The organism is Arthrobacter bambusae, from assembly GCF_030812595.1.
GTDB classification, from domain to species: Bacteria; Actinomycetota; Actinomycetes; order Actinomycetales; family Micrococcaceae; genus Arthrobacter; species Arthrobacter bambusae_B.
In genome coordinates this window covers 56081-72628 of sequence record NZ_JAUSSZ010000018.1, presented here as the reverse complement: position 1 = coordinate 72628, position 16548 = coordinate 56081, and the positions used below count along the sequence as shown (strand labels likewise).

Sequence of the window (16548 nt, the reverse complement as noted above, 5' to 3'; positions counted from 1 at the left end):
GGAATCCATGGTGTCGCTCATGATCAGTCCTTCCCGCCAGGCAAAGCCCCGGCGTGTCAGGCCAACCCCGGATCCACCGTTATTCCGACACTCCCACATACGGGGGCCAACCGGGAACCCTTTGCAGATGATCTGAGAGAGGGTTCCCCAAAGGGGCGATAAGTGCCCGGGCGCTCCCCAAAAGCGGGCGATAAGTGCCCGGGCGTTCCCCAAAAGCGGGCGATAAGTGCCCGGGGTTCCCCAAAACCGGGCCACAAGTGACCGGGCGTTTCCCAAAACCGGGCCACAAGTGACCGGGCGTCGCTATTGTTCGGGGTTTGGCCTGCGCCGGAGGACGAGTCCTGCAACGATGCCGAGCACCAGGAGCGCGCCCGAGGCTGCCGTGGACACCGCAAAGGCGGCGCCAGGTCCCTGCGTCTGTGCCAACTGGCCGGCAAGGTAGGCGCCTACGGCCGTACCTGCCACGATGCCGCTCGCCAAAGCGGTCATGACCGTGGCCATGCGGCCTGCCGGTGCCACGACTCCCCCGATACTGAAGACCGTCACCATAACGGGCCCCACAGGAATTCCGAGCACCAGGAGAACGATCACCATCGGCCATATCCCGGTCGGAAGGAACAACAGAAGGGAGAACGCCGTCATCGCAGCCGCGGCGAGCGCCCAACGGATGGCCAGACCGAAGCGTTGCGGCCAGTAGGCAACAGACAGTGCAGCGACCGCGGAGCTCAAGCCCACGACCGAATACATCAGCCCGGCGATTTCCGCCGTCGCGAACTGGGCGGAGAAAGCGCTCAACGCATTCTGGGTTGCACCAAAGAACGTTCCCATGCAGACCATGGCCAGCACCGGAACGGCGACCTTCAGCCAGCCCCCGGAGCGGACACCCGACGTCTGCCCACCATGAACGCTCCCGACGCCGGTGCGCGCCTTGCGCTTTGCCGGCACCACAGCCAAGTGCGAGGGATGGATGGCGAAAGCCGGCACGAGAGTGGCCGTAAGGACGGCCGCCAATGCGAGCGGAAGCCAAGGGGCGACGAGGCTCGCCAGGATTCCGACCAGTGCCGGACCGAGGACGAAAGTGACTTCGTCCGCGGTTCCCTCATAGGACAAGGCGGTGTCGAGGTCTGCGCGGCTGGACGCCACGCTTCCCGGACCGGCGGCATTCGCAGTAGTCAGGGCCATCCACCGGACGCGGGCCATGGGCCCCACCTGCGGGCAACTCGCTCCGGACAGGAAGGCCGACAGCAAAACGGCGGCCGTGTCCGTAGGGGTGTTGAAATCGGGGGTCAGGTACGCGGCAAAAAGCAATGCGATGACCATCACGGCGTTGACGGCCGCGGCAACCAACAGGACAGGACACTGTCCCGAGCGATCAGCGAGCGAGCCGAGCACCGGCGCCCCCAGGGCCGATCCGATTCCGACGGCACCCGCGGCCAGGCCGCCGATAGCGTAAGAATGGCTGACTGCCGTGACAAGGGTGAGGGTGCCGACGGTCAGCATGGCGAGGGGCAGCCTCGCAAAGAGTCCCAGCGGCAGGAAGCTGCGGCCGGCGAGCTCGGGCAGGCGGGCGAAGCGGCCAGGCAGGCGCGAGCGGCGGGGCGCGGCCTGCGGAGGGGCCGAAGGAGATGGGGCGACGGGCTGGAGTGCGGTGTTCGCCGCGGAGTTCCGTGGGGAGGAGTTCATGATTCCGGGTTCGCTGAATGGTGCGCATCGTCCCTCCTCCCGATGCGCGCGACCCGGTGTAACCCTCCAAGTCTACCGGATGGATTGCCTTAGGCGGCCGCGGCGTCGACGATCCGCACTGTGGAGCCGTTCCGGTTTTTGATCACTTGCAACTGGCTGCTGATTCTCTGCTTCATCTCGGCGACGTGGCTGACCAGCCCCACCACCCTGCCGCCGTCGCGCAGGCCCTCCAGCGCATCCATGACCTGCTCGAGGGACTGCTCGTCGAGGCTCCCGAAGCCCTCATCGACGAACAAGGTTTCAATCTCCACGCCGCCGGCTTCCTGCTGGACCACATCCGCGAGCCCCAGCGCCAACGCGAGCGACGCCATGAAGGACTCCCCTCCGGACAGGGTGGCGGTGTCCCGGCGCTGGCCCGTCCACTCATCCACGACCTCCAGGCCCAGGCCGGATTTAGCGCCCCGGGCTGCCTTGGCGTCCGTGTGCTGCAGGGTGTACCTGCCATCGCTCATGGCGATAAGCCGCTCCGACGCCGCGGCCGCCACCTGTTCAAGGCGAGCTGCCAGAACATAGCTGTTGAGGCTCATCTTGTAGCCGTTGTCGCCAGCCCCCCTGGCGGTTTCGGCGAGCTCGTGGAGTACCCGGGCGCGTTCGCGTGGGCCGCGCCCGGAGGCGGCAGCATCGTCGTACTGCGCGCGGATCGCGGCCAGGCTCGTCACCGTCCGGGCAGCGAGTCCGGCAGCAAGAGCCAGGCGGCGGGCCGTTTCTTCCGTTTCTCCGGCTTCCTGTTCGAGGGCGGCGAGCTCGACGGCGGTCAGGGGCGCCTCCCCGATCCGGGCTTCCTTGGCGGCGAGCACAAGATCCTCGGACTCGAAGAGTTCCGCGAGTCGGGCGCTTTCGGTTTCGGCGGCCCTGATGGTGTCCTCGAGGACGGCGGCGTTCCGATCGTCGAGGATTTCGAGCCGGGCGGCCTCGGCGGTCCCGAATCCGTTCGCCTTAAGGGCCCGGTCCAAGGCGGAGGTGGCATCGTCCAAAGCCTCCCGGGCACGTTCGAGCTGCACGCCTGCGTCCACAGCCGACTGCAGTAGCTCGCGTTGCAAGCGCAGGGCCTCAGCCCGGCCGCGCAGCGTATTGAAGCCATCACGGAGCCCGCGAAGCAAGGTCTCAAGGGATTCACGCTGTTCGCCCAGGAGGACCATGGTGGATCCCGCCTGCGCGGCGGCAGTGTCCTCCTGGAGTTGTTCTTGCTCCAGCCGGGCAATGCGCTCCATCGTCAGTGCGAGGTCCGTCTTGCCTCGTTCGAGCCCCTCGACGGCGGACCGTGCCGAGGCCAAGGCGTCTTTGGCCAAGGCCTCCACCGAAGCGGCCTCCTTCGGCTCGATGTCTCCGCCTTGGGCGGCGAGCACGGCGACTTCCTGCTCGGCGGACGCGAGTTCCGCCGCCGCCTGAAGAAGTTCATGCTCGCTTTCGTCATAGCGTTCGTGCGCCGCTTGCTCTTCCTCGGCAAGGGCCAGTGCGGTCAGCCCGGCTGGCGCCGGAGCCGGGTGCTCGGCGCTTCCGCAGACAGGGCAGGCTTCGCCATCCTGCAGCTTTGCGGCGAGTTCGGCCGCGGCATTGGCCAGCCGGGACTCACGCAGGTCCAGCCAGAGTTGCCGGAGGTCCTGGGAAAGGGCGCGGGCAAACGCGTGGCGCTTCAATGCCGCGGACAGGGAATCACGGGCGGTGCTGTAACGCGCCACGGTTTTGACGGTGTTCTGTGCTGCCGCAGCTTCATTTTCGCGGAGCGGCAGCTCCAAAGCGGCCGCTTCGAGCGGGACAAGCTCGCTTTCCAATGCGACTGCCTCGGCGCGAAGGCCGGCCAAAGCAGCAGATCGTGCGGCTTGGGACGCCTCCCTCTGCCCCGCTGCCAGCTTGAGGGCATCAAGCCTGGCAGTGATGTCCTCGAGCTTGTCTTCGTCCCCGGCCCTGGCCTCCAGAACAGCGATCGTTTCCTGAACTCTGGCCAGGGAAGACCCCGGGTCACTTGCGTCCAGAGAGGCGGCAAGAAGCTTCGCCGTGGCCGACTCCGCCTTCGAGGCCGCCAGGTCGAGGGCCTTGCCGGCGCGGTCTGCGGCGTCGAGCTGTCCGCCGAGGACAGCGGCTTTCCGGTGGCGTCCAAGTCGCTCACGGAGTTCCTGCATTTCCGCCGCACGTGCGGAGAGTGCTTCGCGCCGTCGCGTGGCGGCGTCAAGTTTCGCGTGCCGTTGAACCCGTTCCCTGGCCGAGTTGAGCTTGTCTGCCAGCTGAAGCCGGTCAGCATCTGCAGCGCCGGCAGCTTGCTCCCGTTCAAGGGATTCCACCCGCGCCCGGGCCTCAAGGGTTTCCAGACGGAGTTCAGGCCTGGACTCACCTGATCCGGTGCCACCAAGATCCGGGTCAATGGGCTCTTCGATGCCCAATTGCGCGTACTCCGACTCTGCCCGTTGCACGAGCACCTGAAGTTCGTTCCGGTTGTCCTCCACTTTTGCGCGCGCGGCGTTTGCTTGGAGTACCAGCTGCTGCTCGATCGCTTCAAAACGCTGGGTTCCGAAGAGCTTCTGCAGAAGATCCAGCCGGTCGGAAGCCTTGGAACGCAGGAAGGCCGCGAAGTCTCCCTGCGGGAGCATGACCACACGGGTGAACTGTTCCCGGTCCATACCCAGGACGTCACCGATTTCCAGGCCGGCTTCGTCGTTGCGGGAGGTCTTTTCCTCCCACGAGCCATTGACCCGTTCGCGCAGGAGCGTTTTTGCCTGCTGGGTGGTGAAGCCCTTGCGTCCACGGGCGCTTGGCCTGTCCCACGCCGGGGATCGAGTGATCTCGAAGCGCCTGCCGCGCGCCGAGAATTCGCAGACCACCCGGGGCTCCGCAGCCGGCTCCGCGTGGTCGCTGCGCAAGCGTTTGCCATCCTGGCGGGCACCCGGCACCGAGCCGTACAACGCAAAGCAGATAGCGTCGAGCACACTTGTCTTTCCCGCGCCGGTGGCACCGTTCAAGAGGAACAGCCCTTGGGCCCCCAGCTGGTCGAAATCAATCGATTGGAGCCCCGCGAACGGCCCGAAAGCCTCAATTTCAAGGCGGTGGATCCTCACAGTTCCGCTCCTTCCAACCGGACCGCTTCCAAGGCTTCACGAAGGGCGGAAAGTTCGGTGTGGTCGGCAGGCCTCCCGCGCACATGGTCGAGGAAGCCGCAGCAAACACCAAGATCGTCCTCGGCTTCTGCAACCCTGCTGCTGTAGCTGGCCGTGACCTTTCCCGCGGCGACTTCAGGGTCAAAGCCAAGCACCAGCGTGTCCGGGAAACGGACACGCAGCTGTTCCATGGCCTGCGCCGGCCGCACGGCGTCAGTGAGGGTGATCTGGCAATACGCAGTCTCGGCCCACGAATATTCCTCCGATTCCAAAAGCTCAGCGAGCTTCCCCCGGAGAATCGCCAGCTCACGCGGTGCTTTCCAGGAGATTTCCTCGACGCGCTCAACACCATCAAAGCCGACATCAATCAGCCATGCACCCTTTCGGTGCTTGGCCTCGGAAAACGAGTACGCCAGCGGCGAACCCGAATACCGGACGTTCCCCGAAAGTTCCTGGCGCCCGTGCAGATGGCCAAGGGCCGTGTAGCCAAAACCATCAAAGAGGTCCAGGGGCACTGCCCCCAAACCGCCGATACTCAGATCCCGTTCGCTGTCCGAGGTGATGCCGCCACTCGCGAACGTGTGTGCCAGCACGACGGAGTGCACCGGTCCTGTCTCGCTTCTGCGGGCAACGTCCTCACGGATGAGCTGCACTGCGGCCTGTGTGACGTCAAAATGGCTCGCAGTTTCGGTTCCGAGCCGTTCGGCGACAAGCCTCGGTTCAAGGTACGGAATTCCGTAGACGGCAAGCACCGGCACTCCCGCCCGAGCTGCCGGGCCGTTGCCGTCCAGTGGGAACAGGACGGGAGAATCGAGGTCCTCCAAGCGGGTCCGCAAATGGACTCCCCCTCGCTCCAGCAGGCGTGAGGCAAAACCGAGGCGGATTGCGGAATCGTGGTTCCCGCTTGTCAGCACCACTTTGGCACCTGCGTCCGTGATCCGCACGAGGGCCTCGTCGAGTAGCTTCACGACGTCCAGTCCGGGAAGCGCACGATCGTAGACGTCCCCCGCTATCAGGACGACGTCCACCGACTGCTCCCGGATGACCGCCAGCAACTGCTCGATGAAGTTGCGCTGGGCGTCGAGCATACCGACGCCATGGAAGGATCGTCCCAGATGCCAATCCGAAGTGTGCAAAAGCCTCATGTTTTCAAGCTAACTGGAGGCACGGACATTATTGGCGCGGCGCGGCGGCGCCGGCCGTATCAAGGCCTCCGGGCAGCCCAATTCCTGCGTCAGCCCCGCTTGCCGTCGAAGAAATCACGGGCCTGGTCGGCGTCGGACTTCTCTTCGGTGGCCGCCGCAGCTGGCGCGGGAGCCGGGGTGGAAACCTCGGCCTCGCTCTCTGGAACAGCCGCGTCAGCGTCGTCGTCGGACTCTTCGTCCCAGCCGTCGGCCGGCAACGGTTCTTCGACCTCAGCCACAGCTGCCGGAGCGGACCCGCCGAACCCTCGGAAGATGAGGCCTGCGATGGCCGCCCCCACCAGCGGTGCTGCCCAGAAGAGCCAAAGCTGCTCCACCGCCCAGCTGGAGCTGAAGACGGCGGACGCAGTGGCACGGGCCGGGTTGAAGGCAAGATTGCCGGTGGATTGGCCAAGCTGGAGCAGGACTGCGACGGTCAGGCCGACGGCGAACGGTGCGGCGGGTTTGCTGGGATTGCGCCGGGCGGTTACCCCGAGGAAGACCCCCACCAGGAGCGCGGCGCCGAGGACCTCTATGAGCATCACACCGGTCACGGGAACCTGGAAGGGGGAATGCGCACCGAAGCCCGACGTCGAGGTTTCAAAGACGGCGCGACTATCCGGGATATTTGGCACAGTCTTTACGACGGCGAAGAGCGCCAAAGCGCCCAACAGGCCGCCCACAATCTGGGCCCCGAGGTATGCGGCCCCGTCCACGAGCTTCATCCGGCCGGCAACCAAGTGCCCGACCGTGATAGCCGGGTTGAAGTGCCCTCCCGACACGTAACCGAAAGCAAGCATCGCAGCAGTAACGGCCAGGCCGCTGGCCAGCGACCCGGGCATCGGGACGGCTTGCGGATTGATGAAGACCAGCACGCCCAAGCCAATGACCACAAGGAACAGCGTCCCCACAGCTTCAGCGGACGCGCGGGCAAGGAGCCGGGGGCCGCGGGAGGAGGGAACGGACACAGTTGTGGTCATGTTGAAAAGATTCCTTAGTTCGATATTCGATGGCTGTTGCGGCGAAGAACGCTTAAGGCAGGCAACGCGATCCGGCGGTCTGCGCGCTCTTACCCCGCAGCATCCTGTCAGCCGAGTCTGGACACTTCCTGAGTCCGAGCCTAGCCGCCCAACACGATTGCGGCGACCGCAGCGCAGGCGAGCGCGATGATGGACAGGGCGCTCGCGAGCACCAAGGTAGCGGACGCTTCTTCCGGGCCATGGTGCAACTGATGGGACCTGACCCAGAAAACCGAGCCCAGGACAATCGTCGCTGCCGCGGCCGTCAAGGCGCAGATTCCTTGGTAGTCGAGTCCCGGTATCAGGGTGGACAGTTGCCCCGCACCGGACTTCGCCGACAACCACCTGCGCCAGATGAAGAGATCCACCACCAGGAGCGAAATCAGGGTACGGCGCCATGCGAGGACGGTGCGCTCCGGCTGGAGCCCCGGATCCCTGGACTCAACCGTCAACGCGCCACCAGGATCAGCACGGCAAAAGTGAAGGCTGCCACGGCAACCACGATGGTCATGAGCAGCATGACCCGCGAGAACGGGAGAGCCTGGTCGTTGCGCATGGCGGCCTCCATCTGTGCCCAGCGGCGGTAGGCAAGCGTTGCGAGGCCCGCACCGATGATGGAAAGCATGACGCACAGGACAATACGCACGGGCTGCGGAGCGATGTTGGGTGCCAACTGATCGATGGCAACGGCACCAGCGAGCAGCGCCAACGACGTACGGATCCACGCAAGGAAAGTCCGCTCGTTCGCGAGGGAGAATCTATAGTCCGGGGTCTTTCCGGTTTTCCGCCACGCGGGTTCACGCATCACTGCCTCCTGGTTCACGAGCCACCGTATCAGCGGGCATGTCAGGACCGGCGAGGCAGCCACGGTAAATTACCACTATGAGTGCTGATCCGTCCCCCTCCGCCGTGCCGTCCTTCGAGTCCCGGGTTCGCGGCTGCCTGCTGGGCGGCGCCTTGGGCGATTCGCTCGGCTACGCCGTCGAGTCCGACGACATCGCCACCATCCGTTCCCGCTTCGGCGAAGCGGGCCTGAGCTCTTTCGGCCAACTCGACGGCGGCAGCCACTTTTCGGACGATACCCAGATGACGCTTTACACGGTCGACGGCCTCGTGGAAGCACTCGAGTGGGCCAACGACGGCGTAGCGGCGGACGAAACCGCATGTCTCTGGCTGGCTTACCTGCGATGGCTCGCTACCCAGGGCGTGGCGTTGCCGTCGTCGGCCCCCGCTCCCCCACCCCGTTGGATCGACAGCCAGGAGGTCCTCAAGCACCGCAGGAATCCAGGCAAGGCATGCCTGAGCGGGCTCGCGACGGGGCAGATGGGGACCACGTTGCGCCCTGTCAATCCGGAGGCCAAAGGCTGCGGGACGGTCATGCGGTCCGCCCCGTTCGGCCTGGTTCCCCATATTTCCGAAACCACGGTCTACAAGCTGAGCACGGATGCCGCAGCCTTGACCCACGGACACCCTTCGGCGCGGCAAAGTGCGGGTGCCTTCAGCGTGCTGGTGCACAGGCTCACCTTGGGCTCGGATGTGCGTACCGCTGCGGAGCACGCTTTGAGCGTTGTGTCAGCATTGCCGGATCCTGCTCCAGAACTCCTCGACCGTCTCCGCCGGGCGCTGGAACTGTCTTCGGGCGGCACATTGCTCAGCCCGGATGAACTCACCGCGCAACTGGGCGAAGGCTGGGTCGCGGAGGAGGCACTCGCCGTCGGGCTCTATGCGGTACTGGCAACCACCGCGGGAGCGGAGACACTGCGCGATCCGGCCGACCATTTCCGCCAGGCCATAGCCGTGGCGCTAAACCACAGCGGTGACAGTGACTCCACCGCGTCGATCGCGGGCAATATCCTCGGGGTGCTCCATGGCGAGGAGGGTCTGCCCGCGGAGTGGCTTGAGGCCCTTGAGGCTCCTGACGTCATCCGTGGGATGGCGCAGCGCCTCATCGCCGTCACGGTCGGCTGAAGGCAATCGGCTCAAGGCAATCGGTTCAAGGCCGACGAAGCGCGATGTTGTTGCATGCTTCGCACACGTCCTCGGGGATGAGGCCGTGCTTTTGCAGGAAACCGAATATGGTGCAGCCCAGGCAGAAGCCGGCAAACGATTCCAAAGACGCGGCCACAATCAACAGGGCGAGCAGGATCCAGGCGCCCAAGGCTAAACCGGAGAAGAACAGGACCACGGCCGCTGTGCTGAGCACGGCGCCGATTCCCTGTGCGAAGCGCTTGGGCGGCCCCGGAACAAGTCTGGCGCGGCCCACCCGGGGAGCCAGGACCTTGACCGACAGCACTGCAAACGGCGAGATCCGCGGCCCGAACAATACCCGCAGCCAGAAACCGGCCGCGATCAGCACAAGTCCCCAGCCGAGGCCGCTCACGAGGGTGGCCACTGCCGCAAGAACCACCAGCCCGGCTGTGATCCGCGCGGCGTACTCATTGACCGGATTGGGGAAAGCGAAGACGGCACGCCAGCGATTGGCTGGCGAAGCCGGCGTGGCTGCGGCGGGCAGCGCGGTGTCAAGCTGTTTTCCCTGTGTCATGGCTCAAGGCTAGGAGCGCCGCAACGCAAGGGAAAGCTTTGTTGCTCCGTGTTAATTTTGGCGGGGCTAGCGTCCGCCGACCATCTGAAGGAACTCCCCTTCGGACAGAACTTCGATCTGCTGGCCGCGGCTGTGCAGTTCCAGGACCCGCTTGGCTTTGCCCGTGAGGCGGCCGTTGCGGAGATCGCCGGCCACAAAGCCGTCCCCCACAACCAAGACCGTTGTCCTACCGGTCACGCGGCTCTCCGGACGTGCTCCCATCTCCGCTGCCCGCTGTTTCGCTTCGGGCCGGGCCATGGCCAGCTCACCGGTGAAGACGACGGTCTGCCCGAACAGGGGGTGGCCCGGCTCCGCTGCGGGGTTGGGCACCGGGTTGGCGCCTTCTTCCGGCCAATTGCCCCAGGCCCGTCCAAGGCTGACCCCGGTCCCGACGCCGGGTCGGCCAGCGACCGCTTCGCGGCCCCCGCCGATGGCCGCGAGCGCAGCGACGGTCTGCTTGGACAGGCCGTCTCCGGGCCGGAAGGCCGGCTGTCTGGGTATGGCCACGCCGAGGGACAAGTAGAGCTCAGCGATACTGTTGGCGTTGTTCCGGCGTGCGATGTCCACCAGGATTCCGGCGCAGGCCCGGGCGTCCTCCGCTGCATCGTGATGGTTCACGAGCGGGACGCCGGCCTCCTCCGCGGCGTAGGGCAACGAATTGGACACCAAGGAGTAGCAGCGCCGGGACAACATCACCGTGCAGACGTACTCGTATGACGGGCCAGGCAACCCGGAAACCTCGAGCCCGGAACGGATGACGCCGAGATCGAACGCGGCATTGTGCGCGGCCAGGATGTCCCCGCCGATGAAAGCCCCGATTTCAGGGAAGAGCTCGCCAAAGCGCGGCGCCCCGGCGACGTCTTCGGCCCGGATGCCGTGGATCCGGGTGTTGTGGTACTCGAAGTGGTCATGGTTTTCCGGCGGCCGCATGAGCCAGGAGGCTTCCTCCACAATGACGCCGCCACGGACTTTGCTCAAGCCGACCGAGCACGGCGAACCCCTGAAGCCATTCGCAGTTTCAAAGTCGATCGCCGTAAAGTCCAATGCCACTGGACAAGGTTACAGGTGGATGGGATACGCATGCCGCACCGGGGATTGCCCCCGGGTCATCAGCAAGCGATCAGACTTCGTCGGCGGTCTTCTGCAGCTTGGTCATCGCTCTCTTGGTTGCCCTCTGGGTCAGTACGTGGATGACTGCCCCTGCGGCACCGCCGGCGAAGGCAAACATCACCACGCCGGGCAAGGAGTCTTCCAGGTTGGTCGCATCCTTCGGAGCGGGTTTCCCGGTGGACTTGCTCCAAATCGCCTCCAGCGCCTTGTTCGCCGCAATACCGGCGCCCATGCCCACGACCAGGCCAAGTAGTTTGATCAGGACGTTCATTTCATTCCTCTCTTTGCGGTGACGGTTTGGGACTCATTGATCCCGCAGGAACCCTCTCACCCTCAGCAGATCCACGCTCTGAATAATGAGCATACTTACTATCCGCTGGTGTTCCGGGTCTTTCGCACGGGCGGACTGTGATTTTCGCCCCGACGCGGACGCAGCCGGGGCAGCCGCCCAAGGGCCGGACGGCGGTTGTCCCGTACCCTTGAAGGGTGATCCTTTCTGCGATGAACGACTTTGCTGTTTCCACTTTGGGAGGTGCAGGGCAGGTGCAGCCGCATATGTCCGCGCTCCTCCCCGACTGGTTGAACCCCCAAATCTTCCTGGCCGACCCCGCATTGGCACCATGGGTAGTCCTGCTCGTGTGCGGTATTGTGTTCGCCGAGACGGGACTGCTGGTGGGCTTCTTCCTGCCCGGCGACTCCATGCTCTTCACTGCAGGGCTCCTCGTCGCCACGGACACCATCAAGTTCAATATCTGGGCACTCGCAGCCCTCATCGTCGTGTCTGCGATCATCGGCAACCAGAGCGGCTACCTCATCGGTTCCAAAGCCGGACCTGCCATCTTCAACAAGCCTGACTCCAAGCTGTTCAAGCGGGAGAACGTCGAGAGCGCACACGCTTTCTTCGAAAAGCACGGCGGCAAGGCCCTGATCCTCGCCCGTTTCGTTCCCATCATCCGCACGTTCGTCCCGGTGATCGTCGGAGTCGCGCAGATGGATAAGCGCAAGTTCTTCATTTTCAACGTCATCGGAGCCACGCTCTGGGGCGGCGGGGTCACACTGCTCGGCTACCTGCTCGGCGATAAGGTTCCGTGGGTCCGGGACAACCTCGACATCATCTTCGTGGTCATCGTCCTGATCTCGGTGGTACCCGTGGCCGTGGAAGTCATCCGCGGCCTCGTGGCCAAGCGCAAGTCCACGGACCATGGAGCCAGGCCCGCGGAAGAGTTCGTCGACGGCGAAGGCTGAGGACAGCGGGCTCAACGGACTTAGCTGACCGCAAGAGCTGACCAAAAGAGCTGACCAAAAGAGCAGGGGCACCCCGCAATCGCTTGCGGGGTGCCCCTGCCTTTAGTGCCTATCCGGAAGTGTCAGCGCAGGGCGTCCACAATGGCCGGGAGCAGCGCCCTGAATGCCTTGCCGCGGTGGCTGATGGCATTCTTCTCCTCGGAACTCAGCTCCGCGCAACTGCGGTCCAGCCCCAGGGGCTGGAGCACGGGGTCGTAACCGAACCCACCCGCACCGCGCGGCTCGCGCAGGAGAGTGCCCTCCAGCTGGCCGTATTCGACCACTTCGCGCGTCCCGCCGTCGACGGCGTCCGGTACAGCGAGCGCCGCGGCGCAGACAAACGCCGCTCCGCGGTGTGCGTCCGGGACGTCCGAGAGTTGTGCGAGCAAGAGCTGCAGGTTGGCGGCATCGTCGCCGTGGCGGCCGGACCAGCGGGCCGAGAAGATGCCCGGGGCTCCGCCCAACACGTCCACGGCCAGGCCCGAGTCATCGGCGATCGCCACTATGCCCGTGGCTTCAGCCACTGCCCGCGCCTTGAGCAGCGAGTTCTCGGCAAATGTCACGCCGGTCTCGGCAACATCCGGAGCTCCGGCCGCGGACGCGTCAATCACTTGGGTATCGACGTCGAGTCCCGGAACCTGCCCCCTGAGGAGTTCCCTGAGTTCACGCAGTTTGCCCTTGTTGTGGGTGGCCAGGACAAGCCGCGGCGTAGCTGCCATGCTCACGGGGCCTCGGCCAAGGTCTCGCGCTGGATTGCTGCCAGCTCCCCGGTGCCGATGAGGGCAAGGTCCAGCAAGGCATTGAGCTCATCGCGGTCGAAGGGAGCCCCTTCCGCAGTGCCCTGGACTTCCACGAACTTGCCGGAGCCCGTGACCACCACGTTCATGTCGGTTTCGGCGCGCACGTCCTCGACGTAGGGCAGGTCCAGCATCGGGATACCGTCGATGATTCCGACGGAGACGGCGGCGATGGTGTCGACGAGCGGCTCTGCGTTCTTGGCGATCATCTTGTTCTCGCGGGCGAAGCGGATCGCTTCGGCGAGTGCCACGTAGGCGCCGGTGATCGCGGCGGTGCGGGTACCGCCGTCGGCCTGCAAGACGTCGCAGTCCAGCACGATCGTGTTCTCGCCGAGGGCCTTGGTGTCGATGATCGAGCGCAGCGAGCGCCCGATCAAGCGCGAAATTTCGTGGGTGCGTCCGCCGATCCTGCCTTTGACGGACTCACGGTCCGAACGGGTGTTCGTGGCGCGCGGAAGCATGGCGTATTCGGCCGTGACCCAACCACGGCCTTCGCCTTTGAGCCAGCGCGGAACGCCCTCGGTCAGGGAAGCCGTGCACAGCACCCGGGTGTTGCCGAATTCGATCAGGGCCGAACCTTCGGCCTGCTTGGACCAGCCGCGGGTGATGCTGATGGGACGGAGTTGATCGGGCGTACGGCCGTCGGCACGGATGACGGGGACAGATGTGGCTTCGGAAGTCATACTGCAAGCTTAGCGATCCCACAGCCTCCGCTGGACTGCAGGCCCGGACTCCGGGCAAGCCGGACTCCGGGTTCAGACGGTGTAGTGGACTCCGGCAACCGCAACGGCGACGTCGCCGGCGAACACGGGCCTCGCCTCTGCCATGACTTTGGTCTGCGATGTCCAGACCGGGATGTGGGTCAGCAGGAGCCGCCGGGCACCGGCGGCTGTCGCTGCCTCGCCCGCGCGCTTGCCGGTCAGGTGCACATCCTTGATGTCGTCGTCGCGCCCTTCCTCAAAGGCGGCCTCGCACAGGAACAGATCCGCGTTGCGGGCGGCGTCTTCGAGGCCCGGGCACGAGTCGGTGTCTCCCGAGTACGTGAGGATCCTGCTCACTGCGTTGCCTTCTTTGTCCGGCTCGGTGACCTCCACGCGCAAGGCGTAGGCCTCTTCCACCGGGTGGTTCACGGCATACGGTGTCACGGTGAACGGTCCAAGGTGCACTGAGTGGCGTTCACTCCAGTTGCTGAAGTCGAATTCATCGTGCATTCCGGGGTCCAGCTCCAAACCGTAAGCGGTGGCCATGCGGTCGGCTGTCGCCGCGGGACCCCAGACAGGGATCCTGTCCCGTCCCCAGCCACCGGGCTTCCAACGGACGGCCACGTGCAGTCCGCAGAGGTCCATGCAGTGGTCCGGGTGCAAGTGGGTGAGGAAGATGGCGTCGATGTCTTCGAGGTCCGTGTAGCGCTGGATAGCCCCGAGGGCGCCGCTGCCGAGGTCCAGGACGATCTTCCACTGGCGTTCGCCGTCGTGCGCGGTCAGCAGATAGCACGACGCCGGAGAGCCAGGACCGGGAAAGGAACCGGTACAGCCAACAATGGTCAGTTTCACTGGATGCGGCCCCCGCGGGCCGCGCCGAATTCGTTCACGGTGAATGCTGCAGGGTCAACGAAATTGGAGGTCCTCGCATGATGGCCGCCAGCGCGGGCGGCCTCCAACATTTCCGGGGTGATGCGGGCGAGGCTCCCGGTCGGGTACTGGGCAGCCACATGATCCACGTGGCGGACTGACAGGACCTCCGGGCCGAGGAAACGGCGCGCCAGGGTCTCGAACTGGACGGCGTCGCCAGTCGCCATGAAATCGTGCCTGGCCGCGCCGGCGTCGCTCCGTTGGATCCCGTGGGTGGCCAAGGCCCGGTACACGTCTTTGGCGGTCTCCTCGGCACTGGACACCAAGGTGACGTCTTCCCCCATGACGAAGGAAATCACGCCCGTGAGCAAGGGATAGTGGGTGCAACCCAGCACCACGGTGTCCACGCCGGCGTCCCTGAGCGGTTCCAGGTATTCGTGGGCCACGGCCAGAAGCTCGGGGCCGGTGGTGATGCCGGCTTCCACGAAGCTCACGAACTCCGGACACGCTACAGAGGTGATGGTCAGGTTCGGGGCGGCAGCGAAGGTGTCTTCGTAGGCGCGGGAACCCACCGTGGCCGATGTGCCGATCACGCCGATCCGTCCGGATCTCGTCGCGGATACCGCGCGGCGGACCGCGGGCTGGATGACCTCGATGACGGGAATCCCATAGCGGGCCGTGTAGCGTTCGCGGGCATCGCGCAGGACTGCGGCCGAGGCTGAGTTGCAGGCGATGGTCAGGAGTTTCACTCCGGAGTCCACGAGTTCGTCCATCACGCCGAGGGCGTTGGCCCGGACTTCGGCGATGGGGAGCGGCCCATACGGTCCGTTGGCGGTGTCGCCGACGTAGATTATTGATTCATGGGGCAACTGGTCGATGATCGACCGTGCCACAGTGAGTCCGCCGACTCCGGAATCGAAGACACCGATGGGGCGTGATCCCAGCAAGGGGTTGGGTGCAGGCTTGCGCAGTGTTTCAGCCTTGGTTTCCTGGTTGCGCAGTGTTTCAGGCTTGCGCAGTGTTTCAGGCTTGCGCAGTGTTTCCTGCGCCGCTGCGGCGCGCTCCCCATCCGATGCTAAGTTCATGATTCTTAGACAATAAGCCAAGGCATGTGCTGCAGCCATGACATGTGGCGGAGGCCTCGTGTCTGTTTTGTCACACGGACCGCCTGGCGCGCCGGCAATTCCACTCAGGGTTTCCGGTCCATCGAGGCCATCATGGCCTGGACCAAGGACTCCTGGAGCCAGGTGGTGAAGTTGTAGACGAGCGCCAGGTAGCTCTCCACATCTTCGGCCTGGGACCAGTCCTGCATGGCGTGGACATGGTCGGCATCGGCTTCGTCGCGGATATCGAGGCGCTCCGCCAACACCAAACGAACATCGTTAAGGGCCATGGACCAGAGCTTCGCCTCCTCCGGCGTGAGGACGAGCTCGTTTCGGTCCAGGCCCATCGCAGCGGCCCTCAGCGCGCCGATTTTTCCTTCCCGCAGCGAGCGTTCGGTGAGCTGGCGGAACTCGAGGGACGCGGCGTCGTCGCTCTTCATGACGTTCGGCAAGAGCCGCAAAAGGGCGCGATCGGACGGTTCCTTGACGTTCATGTCCAGTCCGATCATGGCCGTCAGCGGATCTTCGTTGCTCGACAGCTGCGGTTCCAGCATTGAAATGACGTCGTCCAGGAGGCCGCGCAGGAGTTCGCGCTCGGCGGGCTCAAGGTAGCCGGTGATGCCCTTGAGTCCGTATTTGAAAGCCTTAGCCACGTGCGCCACCCTTGCGTCCCTGGCCGTCGCCGCTGCTGTTTGCCTTTTCGACCGTTGCCCACAAGCCGTAGCCGTGCATGGCAACAGCGTGCTGCTCTACTTGTTCCTTGCCGCCGTACGCCACGATCGAGCGCCCTTTCTTGTGGACCTCGAGCATGAGTTTGTTGGATTTGGCTTCCGAATAGCCGAAGTAGCTTTGGAACACGTAGCTCACATAGCTCATGAGATTGACGGGATCGTTCCAGACCACCAGGTTCCAAGGGATGTCAGCAGCGCTGAGGAGGTCCGTGGACGACTGCTCCGAGGTGTCCGTCCGTTCTTCTCCCTTTAAGCCTGCGTCTGTCACTGTGTTGGTGGCTGAATATGTGCCGGGGGCTGTGCCGGGGCCGACGGTAGTGATCATCTGTCCATTCTAAT

At 64.9% G+C, this 16548-nt stretch carries 17 protein-coding genes; 2 read left to right on the top strand and 15 right to left on the bottom strand.

Going from position 1 to position 16548, the window contains the following annotated elements:
- Positions 1-303: 303 nt before the first annotated feature.
- The 6 genes from J2S96_RS18380 to J2S96_RS18355 form a co-directional block, all read right to left on the bottom strand.
- The gene (locus tag J2S96_RS18380) at positions 304-1683 is read right to left on the bottom strand and encodes an MFS transporter (protein ID WP_306866718.1); all 1380 of its coding nucleotides are present in this window, start codon (positions 1681-1683) and stop codon (positions 304-306) included.
- An 89-nt stretch (positions 1684-1772) separates the two neighbouring features.
- Complete coding sequence (locus J2S96_RS18375; protein WP_306866715.1) at positions 1773-4793, bottom strand: AAA family ATPase; 3021 nt, start codon at positions 4791-4793, stop codon at positions 1773-1775.
- Entirely contained in the window at positions 4790-5977 is a 1188-nt protein-coding gene (locus J2S96_RS18370; protein ID WP_306866714.1) for an exonuclease SbcCD subunit D, read from the bottom strand. The genes J2S96_RS18375 and J2S96_RS18370 overlap by 4 nt, the downstream gene beginning before the upstream one ends.
- Positions 5978-6066: 89 nt before the next feature.
- Positions 6067-6993, bottom strand: coding sequence for an MIP/aquaporin family protein (locus tag J2S96_RS18365; protein ID WP_306866711.1), 927 nt, complete (start codon positions 6991-6993; stop codon positions 6067-6069).
- Between the two features lie 140 nt (positions 6994-7133).
- The gene (locus J2S96_RS18360) at positions 7134-7484 is read right to left on the bottom strand and encodes a DUF202 domain-containing protein (RefSeq protein WP_306866708.1); all 351 of its coding nucleotides are present in this window, start codon (positions 7482-7484) and stop codon (positions 7134-7136) included.
- The gene (locus tag J2S96_RS18355) at positions 7481-7837 is read right to left on the bottom strand and encodes a YidH family protein (protein WP_306866705.1); all 357 of its coding nucleotides are present in this window, start codon (positions 7835-7837) and stop codon (positions 7481-7483) included. Before J2S96_RS18355 ends, J2S96_RS18360 begins: the two co-directional genes overlap by 4 nt.
- 77 nt (positions 7838-7914) lie before the next feature.
- Here J2S96_RS18355 and J2S96_RS18350 point away from each other — a divergent pair, with 77 nt between their 5' ends.
- Positions 7915-9000 carry an ADP-ribosylglycohydrolase family protein gene (locus J2S96_RS18350; RefSeq protein WP_306866702.1) on the top strand — a complete coding sequence of 362 codons (1086 nt, stop codon included), beginning with the start codon at positions 7915-7917 and terminating at the stop codon, positions 8998-9000.
- Between the two features lie 25 nt (positions 9001-9025).
- Here J2S96_RS18350 and J2S96_RS18345 read toward each other — a convergent pair whose 3' ends face one another.
- From J2S96_RS18345 to J2S96_RS18335, 3 genes are all read right to left on the bottom strand, one after another.
- On the bottom strand, positions 9026-9574 hold the full coding sequence (locus tag J2S96_RS18345) for a DUF4395 domain-containing protein (protein WP_306866700.1): 549 nt from the start codon (positions 9572-9574) through the stop codon (positions 9026-9028).
- A 66-nt stretch (positions 9575-9640) separates the two neighbouring features.
- Positions 9641-10663, bottom strand: a complete 1023-nt coding sequence (locus tag J2S96_RS18340) for an exonuclease domain-containing protein (RefSeq protein WP_306866698.1) — start codon at positions 10661-10663, stop codon at positions 9641-9643.
- A gap of 70 nt (positions 10664-10733) precedes the next feature.
- Positions 10734-10994 (bottom strand): DUF4235 domain-containing protein, encoded by a 261-nt coding sequence (locus J2S96_RS18335; protein ID WP_306866695.1) that lies wholly within the window; start codon positions 10992-10994, stop codon positions 10734-10736.
- Between the two features lie 230 nt (positions 10995-11224).
- Between J2S96_RS18335 and J2S96_RS18330 the strand changes: the two genes are divergently transcribed.
- Positions 11225-11968 (top strand): VTT domain-containing protein, encoded by a 744-nt coding sequence (locus tag J2S96_RS18330; RefSeq protein ID WP_306866730.1) that lies wholly within the window; start codon positions 11225-11227, stop codon positions 11966-11968.
- 122 nt (positions 11969-12090) lie between these two features.
- Here J2S96_RS18330 and rdgB read toward each other — a convergent pair whose 3' ends face one another.
- The 6 genes from rdgB to clpS form a co-directional block, all read right to left on the bottom strand.
- The gene (gene rdgB / locus J2S96_RS18325) at positions 12091-12726 is read right to left on the bottom strand and encodes an RdgB/HAM1 family non-canonical purine NTP pyrophosphatase (protein ID WP_306866728.1); all 636 of its coding nucleotides are present in this window, start codon (positions 12724-12726) and stop codon (positions 12091-12093) included.
- A 2-nt stretch (positions 12727-12728) separates the two neighbouring features.
- Complete coding sequence (gene rph / locus J2S96_RS18320) at positions 12729-13487, bottom strand: ribonuclease PH (protein WP_306866692.1); 759 nt, start codon at positions 13485-13487, stop codon at positions 12729-12731.
- A gap of 72 nt (positions 13488-13559) precedes the next feature.
- Complete coding sequence (locus J2S96_RS18315; RefSeq protein ID WP_306866689.1) at positions 13560-14357, bottom strand: MBL fold metallo-hydrolase; 798 nt, start codon at positions 14355-14357, stop codon at positions 13560-13562.
- Positions 14354-15460, bottom strand: coding sequence for a glutamate racemase (gene murI / locus J2S96_RS18310; protein WP_306866686.1), 1107 nt, complete (start codon positions 15458-15460; stop codon positions 14354-14356). Before murI ends, J2S96_RS18315 begins: the two co-directional genes overlap by 4 nt.
- A 104-nt stretch (positions 15461-15564) precedes the next feature.
- On the bottom strand, positions 15565-16131 hold the full coding sequence (locus J2S96_RS18305; protein ID WP_306866683.1) for a DUF2017 domain-containing protein: 567 nt from the start codon (positions 16129-16131) through the stop codon (positions 15565-15567).
- Entirely contained in the window at positions 16124-16534 is a 411-nt protein-coding gene (clpS, locus tag J2S96_RS18300; protein WP_306866680.1) for an ATP-dependent Clp protease adapter ClpS, read from the bottom strand. Before clpS ends, J2S96_RS18305 begins: the two co-directional genes overlap by 8 nt.
- Positions 16535-16548 lie beyond the last annotated feature (14 nt).

Bases quoted from the DNA above. Each gene is read 5' to 3' on its own strand.
- J2S96_RS18380 (WP_306866718.1), bottom strand. From the start codon at position 1,683: ATGAACTCCTCCCCACGGAACTCCGCGGCGAACACCGCACTCCAGCCC.
- J2S96_RS18370 (WP_306866714.1), bottom strand. From the start codon at position 5,977: ATGAGGCTTTTGCACACTTCGGATTGGCATCTGGGACGATCCTTCCAT.
- J2S96_RS18365 (WP_306866711.1), bottom strand. From the start codon at position 6,993: ATGACCACAACTGTGTCCGTTCCCTCCTCCCGCGGCCCCCGGCTCCTT.
- J2S96_RS18355 (WP_306866705.1), bottom strand. From the start codon at position 7,837: ATGCGTGAACCCGCGTGGCGGAAAACCGGAAAGACCCCGGACTATAGA.
- J2S96_RS18350 (WP_306866702.1), top strand. From the start codon at position 7,915: ATGAGTGCTGATCCGTCCCCCTCCGCCGTGCCGTCCTTCGAGTCCCGG.
- J2S96_RS18345 (WP_306866700.1), bottom strand. From the start codon at position 9,574: ATGACACAGGGAAAACAGCTTGACACCGCGCTGCCCGCCGCAGCCACG.
- J2S96_RS18335 (WP_306866695.1), bottom strand. From the start codon at position 10,994: ATGAACGTCCTGATCAAACTACTTGGCCTGGTCGTGGGCATGGGCGCC.
- J2S96_RS18330 (WP_306866730.1), top strand. From the start codon at position 11,225: ATGAACGACTTTGCTGTTTCCACTTTGGGAGGTGCAGGGCAGGTGCAG.
- rdgB (WP_306866728.1), bottom strand. From the start codon at position 12,726: ATGGCAGCTACGCCGCGGCTTGTCCTGGCCACCCACAACAAGGGCAAA.
- rph (WP_306866692.1), bottom strand. From the start codon at position 13,487: ATGACTTCCGAAGCCACATCTGTCCCCGTCATCCGTGCCGACGGCCGT.
- murI (WP_306866686.1), bottom strand. From the start codon at position 15,460: ATGAACTTAGCATCGGATGGGGAGCGCGCCGCAGCGGCGCAGGAAACA.
- clpS (WP_306866680.1), bottom strand. From the start codon at position 16,534: ATGATCACTACCGTCGGCCCCGGCACAGCCCCCGGCACATATTCAGCC.